At 30.7% G+C, this 17950-nt stretch carries 15 protein-coding genes; 6 read left to right on the top strand and 9 right to left on the bottom strand.

The features are described from left to right. Positions 1 to 16: 16 nt before the first annotated feature. Positions 17 to 916 (bottom strand): alpha/beta hydrolase fold domain-containing protein, encoded by a 900-nt coding sequence (locus ACF91D_RS00875; protein WP_069792365.1) that lies wholly within the window; start codon positions 914 to 916, stop codon positions 17 to 19. Positions 917 to 1190: 274 nt separating this feature from the next. On the opposite strand from ACF91D_RS00875, the gene ACF91D_RS00880 reads away from it, so the two are divergent. Next, positions 1191 to 1838, top strand: coding sequence for a hypothetical protein (locus tag ACF91D_RS00880; protein WP_039068132.1), 648 nt, complete (start codon positions 1191 to 1193; stop codon positions 1836 to 1838). 386 nt (positions 1839 to 2224) lie between these two features. On the opposite strand, the gene ACF91D_RS00885 is transcribed toward ACF91D_RS00880, so the two are convergent. Next, on the bottom strand, positions 2225 to 4099 hold the full coding sequence (locus ACF91D_RS00885; protein ID WP_107550150.1) for a DHA2 family efflux MFS transporter permease subunit: 1875 nt from the start codon (positions 4097 to 4099) through the stop codon (positions 2225 to 2227). Between the two features lie 13 nt (positions 4100 to 4112). Then, the gene (locus ACF91D_RS00890; RefSeq protein WP_039069861.1) at positions 4113 to 4760 is read right to left on the bottom strand and encodes an HlyD family secretion protein; all 648 of its coding nucleotides are present in this window, start codon (positions 4758 to 4760) and stop codon (positions 4113 to 4115) included. 127 nt (positions 4761 to 4887) lie between these two features. Here ACF91D_RS00890 and ACF91D_RS00895 point away from each other — a divergent pair, with 127 nt between their 5' ends. Further along, positions 4888 to 5436: a TetR/AcrR family transcriptional regulator gene (locus ACF91D_RS00895; protein ID WP_039069860.1), complete on the top strand. Its 549-nt coding sequence runs from the start codon at positions 4888 to 4890 to the stop codon at positions 5434 to 5436. Between the two features lie 90 nt (positions 5437 to 5526). Here the strand turns inward: ACF91D_RS00895 and tcaB are convergent, their stop codons facing one another. The 3 genes from tcaB to tcaR form a co-directional block, all read right to left on the bottom strand. Next, on the bottom strand, positions 5527 to 6735 hold the full coding sequence (gene tcaB, locus ACF91D_RS00900; protein ID WP_069792362.1) for a putative multidrug effflux MFS transporter TcaB: 1209 nt from the start codon (positions 6733 to 6735) through the stop codon (positions 5527 to 5529). Positions 6736 to 7219: 484 nt separating this feature from the next. Further along, positions 7220 to 8605, bottom strand: a complete 1386-nt coding sequence (gene tcaA / locus ACF91D_RS00905) for a membrane-associated protein TcaA (protein WP_039069853.1) — start codon at positions 8603 to 8605, stop codon at positions 7220 to 7222. A 305-nt stretch (positions 8606 to 8910) separates the two neighbouring features. Continuing rightward, a complete protein-coding gene (gene tcaR / locus ACF91D_RS00910) occupies positions 8911 to 9375 on the bottom strand; it encodes a MarR family transcriptional regulator TcaR (RefSeq protein WP_039069852.1) in 465 nt (154 codons plus the stop codon). A gap of 220 nt (positions 9376 to 9595) precedes the next feature. Here tcaR and ACF91D_RS00915 point away from each other — a divergent pair, with 220 nt between their 5' ends. Then, positions 9596 to 10561 carry a YdcF family protein gene (locus ACF91D_RS00915; RefSeq protein ID WP_208182038.1) on the top strand — a complete coding sequence of 322 codons (966 nt, stop codon included), beginning with the start codon at positions 9596 to 9598 and terminating at the stop codon, positions 10559 to 10561. A 90-nt stretch (positions 10562 to 10651) separates the two neighbouring features. On the opposite strand, the gene ACF91D_RS00920 is transcribed toward ACF91D_RS00915, so the two are convergent. Both ACF91D_RS00920 and ACF91D_RS00925 read right to left on the bottom strand, forming a co-directional pair. Then, positions 10652 to 11320 carry an ABC transporter ATP-binding protein gene (locus tag ACF91D_RS00920; protein ID WP_039069617.1) on the bottom strand — a complete coding sequence of 223 codons (669 nt, stop codon included), beginning with the start codon at positions 11318 to 11320 and terminating at the stop codon, positions 10652 to 10654. Further along, positions 11320 to 12372, bottom strand: coding sequence for an ABC transporter permease (locus ACF91D_RS00925; protein ID WP_327620733.1), 1053 nt, complete (start codon positions 12370 to 12372; stop codon positions 11320 to 11322). Before ACF91D_RS00925 ends, ACF91D_RS00920 begins: the two co-directional genes overlap by 1 nt. A gap of 146 nt (positions 12373 to 12518) precedes the next feature. Here ACF91D_RS00925 and ACF91D_RS00930 point away from each other — a divergent pair, with 146 nt between their 5' ends. Continuing rightward, positions 12519 to 13193: a response regulator transcription factor gene (locus ACF91D_RS00930; RefSeq protein WP_039069619.1), complete on the top strand. Its 675-nt coding sequence runs from the start codon at positions 12519 to 12521 to the stop codon at positions 13191 to 13193. Continuing rightward, positions 13186 to 14550 (top strand): HAMP domain-containing sensor histidine kinase, encoded by a 1365-nt coding sequence (locus ACF91D_RS00935; RefSeq protein ID WP_327620734.1) that lies wholly within the window; start codon positions 13186 to 13188, stop codon positions 14548 to 14550. The genes ACF91D_RS00930 and ACF91D_RS00935 overlap by 8 nt, the downstream gene beginning before the upstream one ends. 202 nt (positions 14551 to 14752) lie before the next feature. Here ACF91D_RS00935 and mqo read toward each other — a convergent pair whose 3' ends face one another. Further along, positions 14753 to 16231, bottom strand: coding sequence for a malate dehydrogenase (quinone) (mqo, locus tag ACF91D_RS00940; RefSeq protein WP_069792356.1), 1479 nt, complete (start codon positions 16229 to 16231; stop codon positions 14753 to 14755). A gap of 394 nt (positions 16232 to 16625) precedes the next feature. On the opposite strand from mqo, the gene ACF91D_RS00945 reads away from it, so the two are divergent. Continuing rightward, positions 16626 to 17774 (top strand): glycosyltransferase family 4 protein, encoded by a 1149-nt coding sequence (locus tag ACF91D_RS00945; protein WP_101049810.1) that lies wholly within the window; start codon positions 16626 to 16628, stop codon positions 17772 to 17774. Positions 17775 to 17950 lie beyond the last annotated feature (176 nt).

Consider the following 17950-nt stretch of genomic DNA (forward strand, 5'->3'; position numbering starts at 1 on the left):
TAAAATATGAATTTATTTACTCATTAATTGTTTCAACAATTTGTTTAATTACTTTATGAGATTCTCTAATTGGTAATAATGGAAAAGCATGAACCATACGTTTATACTCATAAAAGTGAATTTCTTGTTGTTCTGAAGCTAAAATCCCAGTAAATTTCAGCATGTCTGGAAGATAAATTTCATAAGTGCCAGCAAACATATAGATTGGCGGTAAATCAATTAAATTACCGTTTATAGGAGAGAGTCTTGTGTCATTTAATGGTAAATTGTTTGACCAACGTTTTAATATTTTCTGAACTCCCTCTTTATCTACCAGTACATCTTTTCGATCTAAAACTTCAGTAATGTCTGCATTATCTAATTGTGCATCTAATAACGGAGAAAATAAATATAGTTTTTTAGGCATTGGTTGCTCTTGCTCTTGCAACTGTTGAACTAGACTAAGCGCTAAAGCGCCGCCCGTGCCATCTCCCATAACGATAATATCTTTGCTATTAACCTCTTTTAATAATTCATTATATACTTTAAAAATAGCATTAAATGTATCCTCAATATTATATTTTGGTGCTTTTGGATAGATAGGCATAATAACTTCATTTAAAGTGCTTAATGCAAGTTTATCCATGTATCTCCAATGAAAAGCTGACGGTTGTAAAGTATTATAACCACCATGAATGTATAAAATCTTTTTTTCCTGACTATGCCTAAATCTAAATCTAAAGACTTGCATGTCATCTAATATTTGTTTATCTAAATCAGATTTAACGTTTAATGTTTCTGGTTGTTTGTGTTTCTTATCATTGATCTTTTTACGATTTTCCATGAATTTCTCAAAATCTTGGTCTGTGTTGAAAATAATAGATCTATGAGGCAATAGATATTTATTTATAAATTTAGTTGTTAGTCTTGATTTCATTCCATAATCCATCCAATCTATATTTATTGTGCAATCATTCAATATTCTTTGTTTTATTTATTAAAAAAAATAAATGTTATGGTAAAATTAATATAATGACCAAAAAAGCATAGTCATAATATAATGTGGGTAACTTAAAAACTAACAATTTCATTATTATTAAATTTAAAAGACATGTTAATAATACTTAAAATGTAGTAGTTATTAAACATTATAACAAAACAAAAGTCACAAAATAAACAAATGCTAGCAATATGCAGTGAAAGGAGTACTTATGGCCGATAAGCACCAACAATTTAAAGATTTTGAGCACACCCTAACTAGTGAACCTATGCAACGTGGTTCACAATATGAAAAAAAGAAAAGATCATGGGTTAGTATCATTATTCATATCATCGTTTTAATATTAATAGCGATTACTGGCTATAGTATGTTTAAAGAACCTATTTTCAATTTAGTTTTTGTTCAAGAAACTATTAACTTCCATCAACTTACTAATTTCCAAGATACAATTAATGATTTTTCGAATCTCAACATTAATATCGAAAGCATTGATGATCTTCAAACAAGTATAGATCGATTGATATTAGTCTTTTATGTATTCTTTATTGCCTGTATCGTTAGTTTAGTTTTAACTATTTTCACACTCATGTTTAATAGAACTGCATTAAAGATTGTAAACTTATTTGTAATTGCTATTATGTTAGTTATTACTTTTGGTTTTTCATATCTTATTAAAAATATTGCTACACGTATTGCTGATTCGATGAGTCAATACTATGTTTCAGTCAAACCCTCACAAATCTTAACCGAAGCAGATGCTCTCCATAATGCGTTTATATTACTAGGTTGTAGCATTGCTCTGATTTTAATTAGTTTATTTTTCAGAAACCGCAAAACTTATAAAAAGAGAATTATTTAAATCATATTACTAGAATAAGCATACAATTCGGTCAATAACTGAATTGTATGCTTTTATTATAATTACAACAAGAAGCTAAACTTTGTATCACACTAAAATCTATTTTTTATCAACAATATAAAAATATCAGTTAATGTTAATAGTTCTATATTTATAAACGTTGCAATAAAGCAACACACAATCTTTTATTTAACCTAATAGCACTATACATAAAAGAAACAGTAGCAGTTTAACGAGCTTCAAAATTTTATAAAATCAAAGAAAACGCCAATCCCTATTTTATTACAATAGAAATTGACGTTTATTTTTTAGCCAAAAATCATGATATTCTTAGTCTAACCTTAGCATATTTTATACAAAATACACTAGCTTAATTTCATATCACATTACTTTTCATTTGAAATGTAGTGTGATTTACCTTTTAGGAATAAACTTAAGATAAATGCAAGTGCACTTAATGCTGTGGCAATTAAGAATGCGCTATTTACACCATTAATTGAAGCAAGTTTTTGTACAAATTCTAATATTTGTGAAGTAGCCATTTGCTCTCCACCCATTGATTGTGCCATTTCTTGTAAACGATCTTTTAAAAATGGGCTTGTTTTATCTAAATCTTGTGCGTAACCAGCAGCGTATTGTGTAGTTTGTGTTGACATTACTGTGACTAATAACGCCGTACCAATTGAACCAGCCAATTGTCTTAAAGTATTAGATAATGCATTACCATGTGAAATCAGTCTTTGTGGTAATGAATTCATGCCTGCTGTCATAATCGGCATCATAATAAAACTCATACCAAACGAACGAATAATGTATATCAACATTAAATGTCCATACGTTGTATTCATATTTAATTTCGTTAATTCCCACGTTGCGTATGTCATGATACCAGTACCTACTAAAGCTAATGGTTTAATACCAATCGTATCTAACAGTTTACCTGCAACAGGACCCATAACACCCATAATTAATGCACCTGGTAGTAATAATAAACCAGATTGTATTGGCGTAAATCCTCTTAAATTTTGAAGATATAAAGGTAGTAAAATCATACCTCCAAATAAACTCATTGTTACAATCATATTGATTACTGTAGTTAAAGTAAATCCAGAGTATTTTAATACTTCCATGCTTAACATAGGTACACGCATTGTAAGCTCTCTAATCACAAATGCAATAATAAAGATGACACCTATAATTAATGATATTACTACTATAGGTGAGCTCCAAGTATTATTACCAGCTTCACTGAATCCATATAACAATGCCCCAAAACCGATTGTACTGAAGATAATACCAGGTATATCCGCTTTTGGATTGGTTGTAACTTGATAAACTCTAAACCAAATATATGAAATAGCTAGTGAAACTAATCCAATAATAAACATGCCATAAAACATAACATTCCAATGATAGTTCTCAACAATATAACCTGATAAAGTAGGACCAATAGCTGGTGCTAAAATCATGGCTATACCAAGTGTACCCATCGCAGCTCCACGTCTTTCGGGAGGGAAAATAGTCATAAATACATTCGTTCCTAATGGCATAAGTATACCAGCACCAATCGCTTGTAATACACGACCTGCCATCATCACTGTGAATGAACCTGATATACCACAGACTAGAGAACCAATAGTGAATAATGTCATTGCTACTAAAAATAATTTTCTATAAGAATATTTGTTAAACAAATATGCACTAATCGGTATTAAAATACCATTTACTAGCATAAAGCCTGTCATTAACCACTGACCAGTGTTTGCAGAAATGTTAAAATCAGTATTGATTTTAGGCAAAGCAACGTTTAATAAGGTTTGGTTTAAGATAGCTATAAACATACCAAATATCATTGCTAATAGTACTTTACCTTGTGATGTTCCTTTACCAAACATAAAGGAACTATGCTTTTCTTTTAATTTTTCATTTACTTTTGCTTCTTCAGAATTTGGATTGATATTTTCGTGATCAGCATCTGTTTTATCTTCTGAAACATCAGCATCTTCACTGCTTAAAGTATCGCTATTTTCCAAATCTTCTTCTGTTGCTGTTTCTGACTCCATAGTTGATTCGTTAGAACCTTCTTTGTCACTTACATTAAATTTAGATTGATAATTTTCATTAGAAGCATCACTTCCGTGCTTCGTTTGTTCCATTTGTCTTCTCGATTGTTTTTTCTTTCTTTTTGACATAAAAAGATTAATCAATCCAACAAAAATGAGCGCTATGACTACGTAAATAATAATGAAGGTCATTGTCATTTATAGACCCCCCTTAATTTTTATGAATTTTAACTTCAGCGTTCATTCCTGGAACAACATTTTTAGATGGTTTTGAATCAAGTGAGATTTTTACAGGTACTACTTGAGAAACTTTAGTATAGTTACCATCAGTATTTGATGAAGGCATCATTGAAAAGCTTGAAGCTGTAGCTTTACCAATTTCTTCTACTTTACCTTTAAGTTCAGCCTTTTCGCCGTCAAGTTTTACATTTACATCTTTACCTTCTTCAACATCTGAAATGTCTTTTTCATCAACATTTGCAGTAATATAAGAATCATCTAAATTATAAGCATAAGCAATTGGAGATCCTGCTTGCGCGATTGAACCTTCCATGCCGTCAGTTTTTACGATTGTTCCATCTTGTGGCATTTTAATATCCATTTTTTGTGATTGGCCATCTTCACCTTTAGCTGCTATTTCAGCAACTTTATCGCCTTTACTTAGTTTTTCGTTATTTTTAACATCAAATGATTTGATTTCGCCTGATGTTGGCGCAGATACTTTAATTTGTTCCCCGTCAACTTTAGCGTTTTCTGTACTTACAAATCCTGTAGCTTGATTATAAAAGTGGAAACCGACTACACCAATAATCACTAGAACTACAATGGTAATGATGTTGATTAATACCATTTTTTTCATTACTCTTTCCTCCTATTTGCTTTTAAAATTCACTTTATATATTATAGATACATGCAAGATAAAAAAACACCAACACTTATATAAAATGTGTTGGGTTTGTATCCACCGTGTTTTTGAAGGAGTAAAAATGAGACAAAGAGCAAAAGATAAAATAATCAAAAGTATGATTGTACTATTAGAAGAACACCCTTTTGAAAACATCACGATAAAAATGCTATGTGCATATAGTGGTATAAACAGAACGACATTTTATGATTACTTTGTAGATAAATATGATCTTTTATCTACAATACAAATGTATCATCTACAAAAGTATTCAAAGTTATTAAATTCATTATATGACAGTCAAAATAAAGAAGAGATAAATCATTATAAATTATATAAATTTTTCAAAAGTATTTTAACTTATATCGAACGACATTATGGTTTCTTTCATGCAATATTTGTTTCACACCCTAATCGCGATTTGTTTTCTGATTATGTAACACTTACTAAGGAAACATATACTAAAATTATTGTAGATTATACAAATGTAAAAATGAAAAAACAATTTGTTACTTATGCATTGGGCGGCCAAATCGGTATCGTATATTTATGGATACGTGAAGGCTGTCCTGAATCGGCAGATGAACTTGCTCAAATTCTTCTTGCAAATGTAATTAAACTAAGACGCTGATAAACATATTTTTATTAGTGCTATCGCCTATTTACTTGAGTATAAAAAAGACGCTACCTTAAAATATAGCGTCTTTTTATATTTAATTTTTTAAGATGATTGAGGCTTAAAAACAAAATAATTTATAACTTGTAAGATAATAAGTAAGATACCAGCTAAGATAATTATTATAACGTAAGGAACGAAACTCATTTCTCCCATTACACCTACTAATGGAGAAACTAATCCCCCTAATAGAGATTGTATAAGCCCTAATAAACTTGATGCACTACCATTACCCCCAGTGCGTTCTTCCATTGCAATAGAAAAACCTAAGGTCGCTACTCCAGTAACTGGTGCAACAAGTATAATAAAACCAATAAATAAAATCCAAATTGGCAAATGTGTAATTAATGTAACTGATACAACCACAACACCTATTAATTGAATCATAGTTAAAATACGTAATAATGTTTGTCTATCTATATAATCGATCAACTTACCTGTTAGTTGACTAGAGAAAATCAAGCTCAAGCCAATCAATGCAAACATAATACTAAATTGTTGAGCAGACATATGATAAATATTTTGCGTAACAAAAGGTGATACTGAAATATAACTAAATAGCATTATAAATGTTACACCTTGTATTAGCATAGGTAATACAAATCTTGGTGTCATCAATAATAATTTGAAGTTTTTAAATATACTTATAATATGTGGGCTATCTCTACGTTCCTCCACTAATGATTCAGGAACTTTCAGCAGAGAGCCAAGTAACATCAAGATCCCGAAAACTGTTAATATAACAAAAACCATTCGCCATGTAGCAAATGACAGTATAACGCCACCGAGTGCTGGTGCTATAACTGGAGCCACTCCATTAACTAACATAAGCAATGCTAAAAACTTCGTTAATTGTTTACCGCTATATAAATCACTAGAAATCGCTCTTGAAATAACAGCGCCAGCGCCACCACAAAAACCTTGGACAAATCTTAACGCAACCATTACCCAAATATTTTCTACAAAAATAATGCCAATACTTGCCAAAGTAAATAATAACATTGCGACTACAAGTGGTGTTTTACGTCCCATAGCATCAGATATTGCCCCAACAAATAAGTTGCCTAATGCTAGTCCAATCATAAAGAGTGACAAAGTTAATTGAGAATTTGATGTTGTGGTATTAAAATCAGATTGAATCTGTGGCAATCCAGGTAGGAACATATCTATAGATAATGCACCAATAGCAGTGAGTGCCCCTAGTATAATTACGAACAATAAAGATTGTTTACGTTGTTCTTGATAATTAGACATATTTATTCTCCTCACAATGATGTATGATTTCGTTGATGAAAATGTTTATATTTTTTAATTTCTTAAAATTATAAACATTCTTTTACAAGTTATTTTAAAGTTCATTGTTACTATTATAGCTTTAATAATGAGATAATTAAATAGTTACTTGTAACTCATATAAACTGAATATTTCTATTAAATAATGTAACTTGAGAATCTTATGCATGAACTCTAAATTTGTTGATCATGTGTAAGAATAACTAACTTCAAAAAGTGGAACGCCTGAGTAAAAACTCATGCGTAAGAACCACTACACTTCAAAAAATGGAACGCCTGAGCAAAAACTCATGCGTAAGAACCACTAACTCACTAAAGTGAGAAGTGGTTCTTTAGAGAAGTGGTTCTTTAGAGAAGTGATTCTTAAAAAAAGTCCAGGACAACTACTTATGTCCTGGACTTTACTCACCATACTTAACGCTTATTAAGGCGCAAAATGCTTAATTTACTCTGAATATTTAACTACCTTTAAATTACCGGCATCGTCATTGCCTTCTAATTGATAATCAACTGAACCGTATTGACCATTTTCTTTCAATGCATTAGCAGTTACATAATAAGTATTACCTTGTTTTACAATTTCAGTAATTTGAGGTTGTTGCAAGTAAAATAAATCGTTCCCTTTTACACCACTTCTTGTTGCTTTATAATTATCAGTATCTTCTTTGAGATAATTAGAAACTAATGAAAAATTACTTTGACTATGCGCCCTATTCATTGCAGCAGTGTAATTACCGAAAAAATTAGCCACCTTATTTCTGAAGCTATTTTCTTCTTTTTCTTTCTTTTCTACATATTCTTCAATCTTATCACTATCAAAGTTCAATGTAACATTCGTCTTATCTTTAAGATTATCTGTTTTCACAGTTGTTTCTGCAGATTTAAATGTCTTCTTCTTGGCTTCCCCTTCAGCAGATATTGTTAAATCTTTAGTTTTAGGATATGGGCCAATTTCTTTTGCTTTAGCATAATCATATGATTTATCATTAATTGTCACTTTAACCGAGTCTTTATCTATCTCTGAAGCGCCATTTAACTCTACTTGAATATACGCCTCATCAAAATCTTCCTGTACATCTACAGTTTCGTTATTGCTATTATTAAAATTAAATTTTAAGTGACCATCAAACTGCCCGTTTTCCATCTCTTTTTTAGTTTCTAAAGCGTAATCACCGGGGATAAACTTGCCTAATGAAGTTGCTTTATTTTTCTCTGCTACAACGGTTTTTTGTTTGTCACCAGACTTGAATTTATAAGTTGTCTTATATTTAGGTTTAATAATTGCTTCTTTTGTTGGAGCCGTAAAATTCATATTATCAAATATTAAGTAACGTCTACCGTTTTTACTCACCCGTAAAACATCTTCCCCATTTTTGGCAGTTACAAAATCCGCTTCTTTAGTGTCGCTCTTGTTCAATTTCTCTATTTTTTGGTTCACATCTTTTACAAAGTTATCCATACCAACTTCTTCTTTAATATATCCAATGTATGCTTCTGCTTCGTTTTCATCTACACTATTATTCTGTGTACTTAAAATTGTAGATAGTTTTTGAGTATCATTATTATCAATCGCATTGATTAAAATTTCTGACTGTGCCTCAGGTGAATTGAAATTTTTCAATAAAATAAAAATTATAATAAGTAAAATTATGATAAAAAATGCAATTCCCAAGGGTATAATTTTACGCGCTTTAATATTTGCTATTTTCTTAGTTTCTTTAGATGTACGCGTCATTTTTTCTGAATCATCTTGACGTAGTAATCGCCCACAATGACCACACTTTCGCTGCCCATCTCTTGTATTTCCCCCGCACTTAGGACATTTTTGCATTTTCTCACCAACTTTATACCTGATTTTTACACTATCTCGTTATTTTAACATAATATAAGTTGAAACTATATGTATGATTTTCGTACTAAGAAAGGTAGTTTTAAACAATAGCGTATGCTATTGCATCATATATATTATATTCAATCTCAATCTAAATTGATATACATATTTAGTCTAGTATTACTTTACTCTTATAACAAACCATCTTATTATCTTACTACAATATAAGACACCAAATTTAAATTTAAATAATCATTACACCATGTCAGAAACTATATTAAGAAATTTTAAGCGTTATCCTAAGATTATGAATGATTTTTAATATTGAAGTTTTTTAACCTTTGCCCAATAATTTCTAGTACATAACGTGCTTGTTCAATTTCATCATCAGACAAATCATGTAACATATCACTTACAATATCATTAATAATCGATTTACTTTCATGATTAAATTGTTTCCCCTTCTCACTCAATTTAATATATTTTAACCTTTGATCTGTGTTTTCTTCTGTTTTAACCCATTCAACTACTTCAGCTTGAATTAGTTTCTTAATTCTTCTGCTGACTGCAGCTTTATTAACACCCTGTCTTTCTGTTATCTCCGTTAAAGTCATTGTTTTTTCATTTTCAAGCATTAAAATAACGTTAGCTTGTTCTTTAGATATATTATATTCTTCTCTTAATTCTTTCAATAATTTAGCTAATAATGTGTTGACGTCATCAATGAACTCTCCCATGAATACAATGTGATTGCCTAAATTTTTCACCATCACTTACACCCCTATACCTTCTATGTATAAAAATTTCATTTGCATTTTTATATTATGTTAATAATATCAATATTTGCAGCTGTATAAAAGTAAAATTTAATAAGTTTGCTTAACTTAGAACGAAAGCTATATTTTAGCAAATCCAAGCATGTTAGAGTTGCTTATTTTAGTATATTAAACTACATTTAATATACTAAACAATCTGGAGTGAAGCATTAACATGTTGTCATTGTTTTTATGTATTTTAATATTAATCACATTCATAAGTATGTTCTTAAATTTTAATTTTTCCACGCATCTTGCCAGTTATATTTCCCAGGTAATAGTCGGTTATGCTGTAATTATTTTACATATCGGCCACCATACATTTCCTATAGATTTAATTGCCACTATGTTAATAGGTGTTATATTATTACATGTGAAACATAAGCATTTATTCCAACATAGAAACAGCGTATTATTTTTAAAACGGCTTTACTTAATTGGTTTTAGGCTTATCGTCTTTATGCTCGCTTGTTATTATATTAGTTTTATTCCTATTGCGCTTAATGTTATCTTTTTATGGGTTTCAGCAATTGCTTTTAGTTCTATATTTACTTTTATTGGTTATGCGCTATGTTCATCTGCCTTTCTGAATATAAAAGCTCCTCGTGAATTTGATACAATTCTTGTTCTCGGTGCTGGTATTTTCACTGAGCAAGTCACACCTATGTTAGCATGTCGCCTTGATAAAGCCTTGCGCTTGTTTGAAATAAATCCAGAAGCAATATTTATTGTAAGCGGTGGACAAGGTCCTGATGAACCTATTTCAGAAGCTCGTGCAATGCAACGCTATTTAATTCATCACGGAGTAAACCCTCGTAATATTTTATTAGAAGATAAATCTACAAGTACTTTAGAAAACATTATGTATACCGCACAACTTATTCAAGATTCGTTTGCTTATAAACCTAAAATTGTCTGTGTAACTAGTCAATTTCATATAATGCGTGCATTACGTTTTGGAGAAAAATTTAATTTAAAGTTAACTGGCGTTGGTAGTCACACACCTTATCATTTTTTTGAAATCGCATTAATACGAGATTTTTTAGCCTTAATGTATCAATATAAAATGATGTTAACTATTTACTTTGCTACGCTCTTTTTTATATGTATCATTGCATTTTGGCATATTCCTCAACTATAACCTATTTGAAATACTTAATTTGTAAATATAAAATTATATATAAATAAAGCCAAGGGCATAAATGAATGCCCTTGGCTTTATAAGTTTCTATTAACTATTTACAATAACCCCATTATCAAGTTCGATAACTCTATCTGCGTATTCAAATAATCTTTTATCATGAGTAATCATAATGCCAATCATTTTTTTACTTTGGATTTGATTTTTAATCATCTCTATAACTTCAGTTGCTCTTTCTGCATCTAAACTGGCAGTTGGTTCATCTGCCAAAATTATTTTAGGATTATTCATTAAAGCTCTCATAATTGCTACACGCTGTTTTTCACCGCCTGATAACATATGAGGAAATACATTTAATCTGTGTGACAGGCCAATTTGTTTTAGCAACGTTTCAGCTCTCTGGCTTGCATCTTTTTTAGACAAACCTGCTTCTCTACCGATTGTTGTTAATTGTGCTTTTACTTTTAAATATGGCACTAAATGAGATGATTGAAAAATAAACCCAATTTCATTCAATCTTAATTCTGACGCTTTTTTGTCACTGTCGTATAAAGGTGCACCATTATATAGGATATCCCCACTATTTTGTGACAATAAACCACCTAAAATAGTTAATAATGTTGTTTTCCCTGAACCTGAAGCTCCATTGAGTATAACGAACTCACCATCATTCACTTCAAAGTTAATACCTTTTAATACAGTTGTCTCTGATTGACCTTTACCAAAAGATTTTTTAATATCTTTAACTTGCAAACTCATTATTCTCCACCTCCAATTGCTTCAATAGGATCCACTTTAAATAATTTAATTAGTGATAAGGCAGCACCAACAATTGCTACCACAATAAACACTCCGACCACGAGCAGTAAATTAGATGCTGTCACGTGGAATGGCATAGATACTGGCATAACAAGTGATAATCCACTAATAATACCTACAGAGATCAATACACCTATCATAGTTGTAATTAATATTTGGATTACAAGTGCGCTGATTAGATGTCTTGTCTTAATACCGATTGCTTTTAGAATACCTATTTCTGGAATTTTTTGGATCGTCATTACATAGAAAAACGCACTTAATACAATTGCTGAAATCACAAATAAACTTATAATCATCATATTTAATGGTGCTTGCTCAGCTTGGTAACTGGCAATTTCACTTGTGATATCATCCTCACTGAATACTTTCACACCTGAAATATTTTTGATTTTATCTTGTTGTGATTGAGATAAATCTTTCACTGGATAAACAGTGCTATTCTCTTTATTCAAGCTATCAAATCCGTTATTGCTCATCATGACTACTGAACTGTGAGAATACATTGTATCGTCAAGAATACCTGATACTTTAAGTTGTTCCCCATCTTTCACTTTTATAGTATCACCAATATCAATACCATTAGCTGTAAGCTTACTATTGATTGCTACTTCATTATCTTTTGTTGGATAGTTACCATCTTTCAATTCTGGTTTTTCGTCTTTTACTGTGTTCGTCATGATAACATCTTCTTCGTCTTTATTTATTTTTAAAGTTTGCGATGCTAACATTAATGGCTCTTGATCTGTAATATCTTCAATTTTCTTTTGCTGCTCAGGACTAATAACAGACTTCGTAATATCTGGTTGTTTATTATCCTGTAAAACGTATTTTTCAGTTTTCATGTTATCTAACATGGATATATTCTCTCTGGCTAAACCTTGTGCCAATCCACTAATAAACAACACCATAATCCCAAGTAATAATATAATTAACATGATTAAAATATAACGGAATTTATAATATTTAATCTCTTGCCATGCTAACTTCATCAATTCCCACTCCTTCTCTAAAACTTATATCTAGAGTCTAATATCATTATGTGAACTCAATATGAACTATTGTTAATTTTTACTATTTGTGAAGTTATTTGGTTATGTTTATAATTGCACTATTACTGAATAAGGAGATTTTGCGCATGACAACTTGTTTAATTGTTGATGATGACAAAAAAATATTAGAGTACGTTTCAAATTACACAAGAGGTGAAGGACTAGATACAGTTACACAATCTAGTGCTGAAGATGCTTTAACTTACCTTGAAAAGAATCAAGTGGATATCGTAATTATTGATGTCATGATGGGAGGTATGAGCGGCTTTGAATTGTGCAAGATTTTAAAAGAAGATTACGAAATGCCTGTGATAATGCTGACTGCTCGTGATGCGTTAAGCGATAAAGAACAAGCCTATTTAACAGGTACTGATGATTATGTGACTAAACCTTTTGAAGTCAAAGAGTTAATGTTTAGGATTAAAGCAGTACTTAAGCGCTATAATATCAATGCATATAATGAAATCACTATTGGTAATATTACGTTAAATCAAGCATATTTAGAACTTCAATCAGATACGAAATCAATGAATTTACCTAATAAAGAATTTCAATTACTTTTTTTACTCGCTTCTAATCCTAGACAAGTATTTAACAGGGATGTATTAATAGAAAAAATATGGGGCTTTGATTATGAAGGTGATGAACGTACAGTCGATGTTCATATCAAACGTCTAAGGAAACGCCTTGAAAAATTAAATGCTAACGTGACGATTTTCACAGTACGCGGTTTAGGTTATAAGGTGGATGACCATGTTTAAATCCCTATATTCACGAATTGCTATATACACAATTGTTGTCATGTTATTTAGTGCTATTGTCAGTTTTTTATGCACAAACATCATTTACCATAACCATTTAAAAGCAAATAACGATGCAAAAATCATGCGTACTTTAGAAGATGCTATCAGTTATCAAAAACAGTCAAACATTGAATCTTCAGATCCTTTTTTCAACCATTTAGGGGAAATGAATTACCAAGTAATGACCGTTTCTGAAAATGGCAAACGTTCCTTTTATGGTGCTAATTTTAGAAAAGATAATGTAGATGATGATGTCGTCCAATCAATATTAAATGGCAAAGACTACCATGGTATTCGAAACTTACCATATAACCCAATTATTACTGGTTTCTTTGAAAATACCACACAAAATACTGTAGGTATATCATATGAAGATAAAGGTAAAAAGTATGCAGTATTTATGAGACCTGATATTGGTAAAACATTCAGTGAATTCAGAGTATTTTTAGCTATATTAATCTCATTATTACTCCTTTTTTCTATTGTATTGGTCATTTTATCAACTTACACTATTATCAAGCCAATCCAACAATTAAAACAAGCAACTGAACGGCTTATGAAAGGCAATTTCAATACGCCAATTCACGTTACTAGAAAAGATGAGTTCGGTACATTGCAATTTCGTTTCGATAGTATGCGCCTTTCACTTAAACAATTAGACGATATGAGACAACATTTTGTCCAAAACGTATCACATGAAATTAAGACACCATTAACACACATTCACCACTTGTTAGATCAACTCAAATTTGCTGAAAATGATGAAGAACGCACACAATATATCAATGATATATATCAAATTACAAGCCAATTAAGTGAATTAACTAAAGCATTGTTACTATTATCAGAAATTGATAACGGTGAACATTTAGTCTTTGAAGATCATATTGAATTAAATCGATTACTTAAACAAATCATTCGTCACGAACAATTCTCTGCAAATGAAAAAGATTTAGTTATCATGTCTGATTTAACTGAAATTTCTATTGTAGCCAATGAGCGCCTATTGCACCAAGCTTTCCAAAACATAATCACCAATGCCATTAAATATTCGCAACAAGGTGGTATCATTGACATTACACTTAATCAAGATTCCGAGACGATCATTTGTGAAATTACAGATGACGGAGAAGGTATGTCTGAAGAAACCCAAGCACGTTTATTTGAACGTTTTTATAAAGCGAGTAATCATGACAATAGTAATGGTTTAGGTTTAGCTATTGCAAAAACAATATTTGAACTTCATGATGGTTCAATATCAGTCCAAAGCAAAAAGGATGAAGGTACTACCTTTACAATTCAAATTAAAAAGTAACCCTTGTTCATTAAGTCTAAAATAAATATTTCTAGTGAACATATAAAATGCTGGAAGTTGTGCATGTATTTACTTGCCCTTCCAGCATTTTCTTTATGTTTAAAAAAGAAATATAAAAAGACAAACTGCACGCTATAACAGCGTTTAGTTTGTCTCTATACATAGAACAACAATCTCGGAAACGTAAAAAATATTTACTGAATTAATTAATTTTTAAATTTTCCGTTATTTCTTTATTTAATTGTGTATATAACGCTTCATTTTCTGATAGTTTCATACCATAAGAAGGCACTATTTCCTTGATTTTGTCTTCCCAATTAGCAAATTCGTCTTTGTAACAACGTTTAAGCAAATCAAGCATAATATCGACTGCTGTAGACGCACCTGGAGATGCACCTAAAAGTGCAGATAACGAACCATCTTCTTTGGTAATAACTTCTGTACCAAATTGTAATGTTCCTTTACCTTGATCCGTATCTTTAATTACTTGAACACGTTGACCAGCAACGACAATTTCCCAATCTTCACTTTTAGCATTAGGCACAAATTGACGTAAATCTTCCATACGTTCTTCGTTTGATAATGTTAATTGCGAGATAAGGTATTTCGTTAAATTCATCTCTTTTATTCCTGCAGATAGCATCGTAATAAGGTTATTTGGCTTAACAGATTTGATTAAATCCATATTAGAACCCGTTTTTAAGAATTTTGGTGAAAAACCTGCAAACGGACCAAACAAAATAGTTCGTTTACCATCTATGTAACGCGTATCTAAATGTGGCACTGACATTGGTGGAGCGCCTACTGGAGCTTTACCGTAAACTTTAGCTAAATGCTTTTTGGCAATAGCTTCATCTTTACATACTAAGAACAATCCACTTACTGGGAAACCACCAATATGTTTAGATTCTTTAATTCCTGTTTTTTGTAACAACTGTAAACTAGCACCACCAGCACCAATAAATACAAAATTACTTTCAACAATCGTCTCGTCATTCGTTTGCAAATCTTTAACTTTTACTTCCCAAACGCCATCATCGCGTTGCTGAACATCTCTTACTTCATGTTCATAATTTAACTCGACATTTTTATCTTCTAAGTTCTCAAATAATTTTTTAGTTAATGCACTGAAGTTAACGTCTGTTCCTGTTTTGTCATAACTAATCGCCATTGGTATATTAGACGTACGGCCCTCCATAATAAGTGGCGTCCATTCAGCAATTTTGTCTTTATCATCCGTTATTTCCATATTACTAAATAAAATATTTTTATTTAGTCTGTCCACACGTCTTTTCAAAAAATCAACATTTTTAACGCCTTGAACAAAACTCATATGTGGCACCGGTTTGATAAATTTTTCTGGATTTTCAAGTTGGCCTTGCTTAATTAGATAACTCCAAAATTGTTTTGAAACTTGGAATTGTTCATTAATTTTAACCGCTTTATTGATATCTATTGTTCCATCTTTATTTTCACTAGTATAGTTTAATTCACATAACGCAGAATGACCTGTGCCCGCATTATTCCATGCATTGGAACTTTCTTCCGCAGGTGTAGCTAATCTTTCAAACATCTTAATTTCCTTTTCAGGTGCGAGTTCTTTTAATAATGTTCCTAACGTTGCGCTCATAATACCGCCACCAATTAAGATGACATCTGTTTTGCTATGTTGTGTACTCATAACAAATACAGTCCCCCTTTTATATGTGTTAAATAGAAACGTTGTCTTTAATGTTATTAATCACATCAATAAAAATAAAGCGTTTTCTATAGATTAAAAATAATAAAGCACGTATTATCGCTATGTAATTAAACAATAACACAATATATTTCCATACCTCTCTAATTATATACATAATCGGCTCATGAAAAAAGGGCTTTCAGAAATTCTACACAAATTTTGTTAATATGTGTTAACTAGCTCAAATAAAAAAGGCATCATTTTCTAGTAAAAAACCTAATATTACGCTATATTTATTGCTACTTAAAAATTATTTAGCTATTATGCCAATACAAAATTCATTTCATGCTATAATGAATTTCAATTTAAGTAAAGTTTTTTTGGAGGTTTTTTAATGAAATCAATAACATTTTTCATGCATAATGTTTATGCAATGGGAGGCACCGTAAAGTCAATTTCTCAAACGGCAAATATATTAGCTGAAAAAGGACATCATGTAGAAATCATAACTATTTTCAAGGGGGCAGATTCGCCTTACTTTGATATTCATGAATCCATTAAAATAAAACCTTTAATTAACTATCAATTTCACCCACTTAATATAAAAGATATTATTATAAATAGAATCGCTAAATTCACTTCATTTTCTAGGCCAAAATATATTTCTCAGTTTGAACCAGGTATTAATCAATTTTCTCACTATATAGAGAAAAAAATGATTAAAGCTATAAGCAATGTTTCTACAGATGTAATTGTAGGTACACGTGCAAGTTTTAATATATTAATTGCCAAATATGCTAGTACTCAAATTGAAAAAGTTGGTATGGAACATATGAACTTTGATGCGCATTCTGAGGCATATCAACAAGAGATTATTAAGAATTACAGAGATTTAGACAAAATTACAACATTAACTACTATAGATAAAAACAAATACCAATCACATATCGATATACCTGTATTCGTAGTCCCTAATATTATTAATGAAGTCCGACTCCACGAACCGAAGGAAAAAATTATCTGTGCGGCTGGTCGTTTAGAATATGAAAAAGGGTTTGATTTATTAGTTGAAAGTATTAATCCTATTCAACAAACATTTCGAAAATTTGATTATCAAGTTCACATATATGGTGAAGGAAAAGAGCAGGCAAACTTGCAACAACTGATTAACCAATATAATTTATCAGACATTGTAAAATTATACGGCCCTACACAACAATTAAACGAAAAATTAGCAGTAAGTGAAATTACTGTTGTCCCTTCAAGAAATGAAGGTTTTGGTATGGTTATATTAGAAGCAATGAATCAAAGCAGTATAGTAGTTAGTTTTGATGGAAATGCTGGGCCTGATTCTATTATTCAAAATAATGTCAATGGTTATTTAATTGAACATGAAAACGTAGATGCATTATCTAATCAATTGCGCCGTCTTATAAACCAAGAGTTCAAAGACGATGTTGTCATTCAAAATGGTTATAAAACCGTTGCATCTTATGCACCAAAAGCAATTTATAAAGATTTTTTAACTATGTTAAACGCTTAGATATAATATAGTTGAACAATTTCACAAGCGAATTAATATAAAAACTTTACTATCCATCCTATTAATCTTTTGAATATGCAAGTCATGTACTTGAGATTAATTCAAAAAACACGCTCGTTTAATTCATATTACAATGAAATTAAACGAGCGTGTTTTTTATTTCCCCTCATAAATAA

It is taken from the genome of Staphylococcus sp. 231237_7MaSpsaltlick, from assembly GCF_043107035.1.

What these genes read in the sequence shown, in the direction of transcription:
- ACF91D_RS00875 (WP_069792365.1), bottom strand. Translation starts at nt 916, where the DNA reads ATGAAATCAAGACTAACAACTAAATTTATAAATAAATATCTATTGCCT.
- ACF91D_RS00880 (WP_039068132.1), top strand. Translation starts at nt 1,191, where the DNA reads ATGGCCGATAAGCACCAACAATTTAAAGATTTTGAGCACACCCTAACT.
- ACF91D_RS00885 (WP_107550150.1), bottom strand. Translation starts at nt 4,099, where the DNA reads ATGACAATGACCTTCATTATTATTTACGTAGTCATAGCGCTCATTTTT.
- ACF91D_RS00890 (WP_039069861.1), bottom strand. Translation starts at nt 4,760, where the DNA reads ATGAAAAAAATGGTATTAATCAACATCATTACCATTGTAGTTCTAGTG.
- ACF91D_RS00895 (WP_039069860.1), top strand. Translation starts at nt 4,888, where the DNA reads ATGAGACAAAGAGCAAAAGATAAAATAATCAAAAGTATGATTGTACTA.
- tcaB (WP_069792362.1), bottom strand. Translation starts at nt 6,735, where the DNA reads ATGTCTAATTATCAAGAACAACGTAAACAATCTTTATTGTTCGTAATT.
- tcaA (WP_039069853.1), bottom strand. Translation starts at nt 8,605, where the DNA reads ATGCAAAAATGTCCTAAGTGCGGGGGAAATACAAGAGATGGGCAGCGA.
- tcaR (WP_039069852.1), bottom strand. Translation starts at nt 9,375, where the DNA reads ATGGTGAAAAATTTAGGCAATCACATTGTATTCATGGGAGAGTTCATT.
- ACF91D_RS00915 (WP_208182038.1), top strand. Translation starts at nt 9,596, where the DNA reads ATGTTGTCATTGTTTTTATGTATTTTAATATTAATCACATTCATAAGT.
- ACF91D_RS00920 (WP_039069617.1), bottom strand. Translation starts at nt 11,320, where the DNA reads ATGAGTTTGCAAGTTAAAGATATTAAAAAATCTTTTGGTAAAGGTCAA.
- ACF91D_RS00925 (WP_327620733.1), bottom strand. Translation starts at nt 12,372, where the DNA reads ATGAAGTTAGCATGGCAAGAGATTAAATATTATAAATTCCGTTATATT.
- ACF91D_RS00930 (WP_039069619.1), top strand. Translation starts at nt 12,519, where the DNA reads ATGACAACTTGTTTAATTGTTGATGATGACAAAAAAATATTAGAGTAC.
- ACF91D_RS00935 (WP_327620734.1), top strand. Translation starts at nt 13,186, where the DNA reads ATGTTTAAATCCCTATATTCACGAATTGCTATATACACAATTGTTGTC.
- mqo (WP_069792356.1), bottom strand. Translation starts at nt 16,231, where the DNA reads ATGAGTACACAACATAGCAAAACAGATGTCATCTTAATTGGTGGCGGT.
- ACF91D_RS00945 (WP_101049810.1), top strand. Translation starts at nt 16,626, where the DNA reads ATGAAATCAATAACATTTTTCATGCATAATGTTTATGCAATGGGAGGC.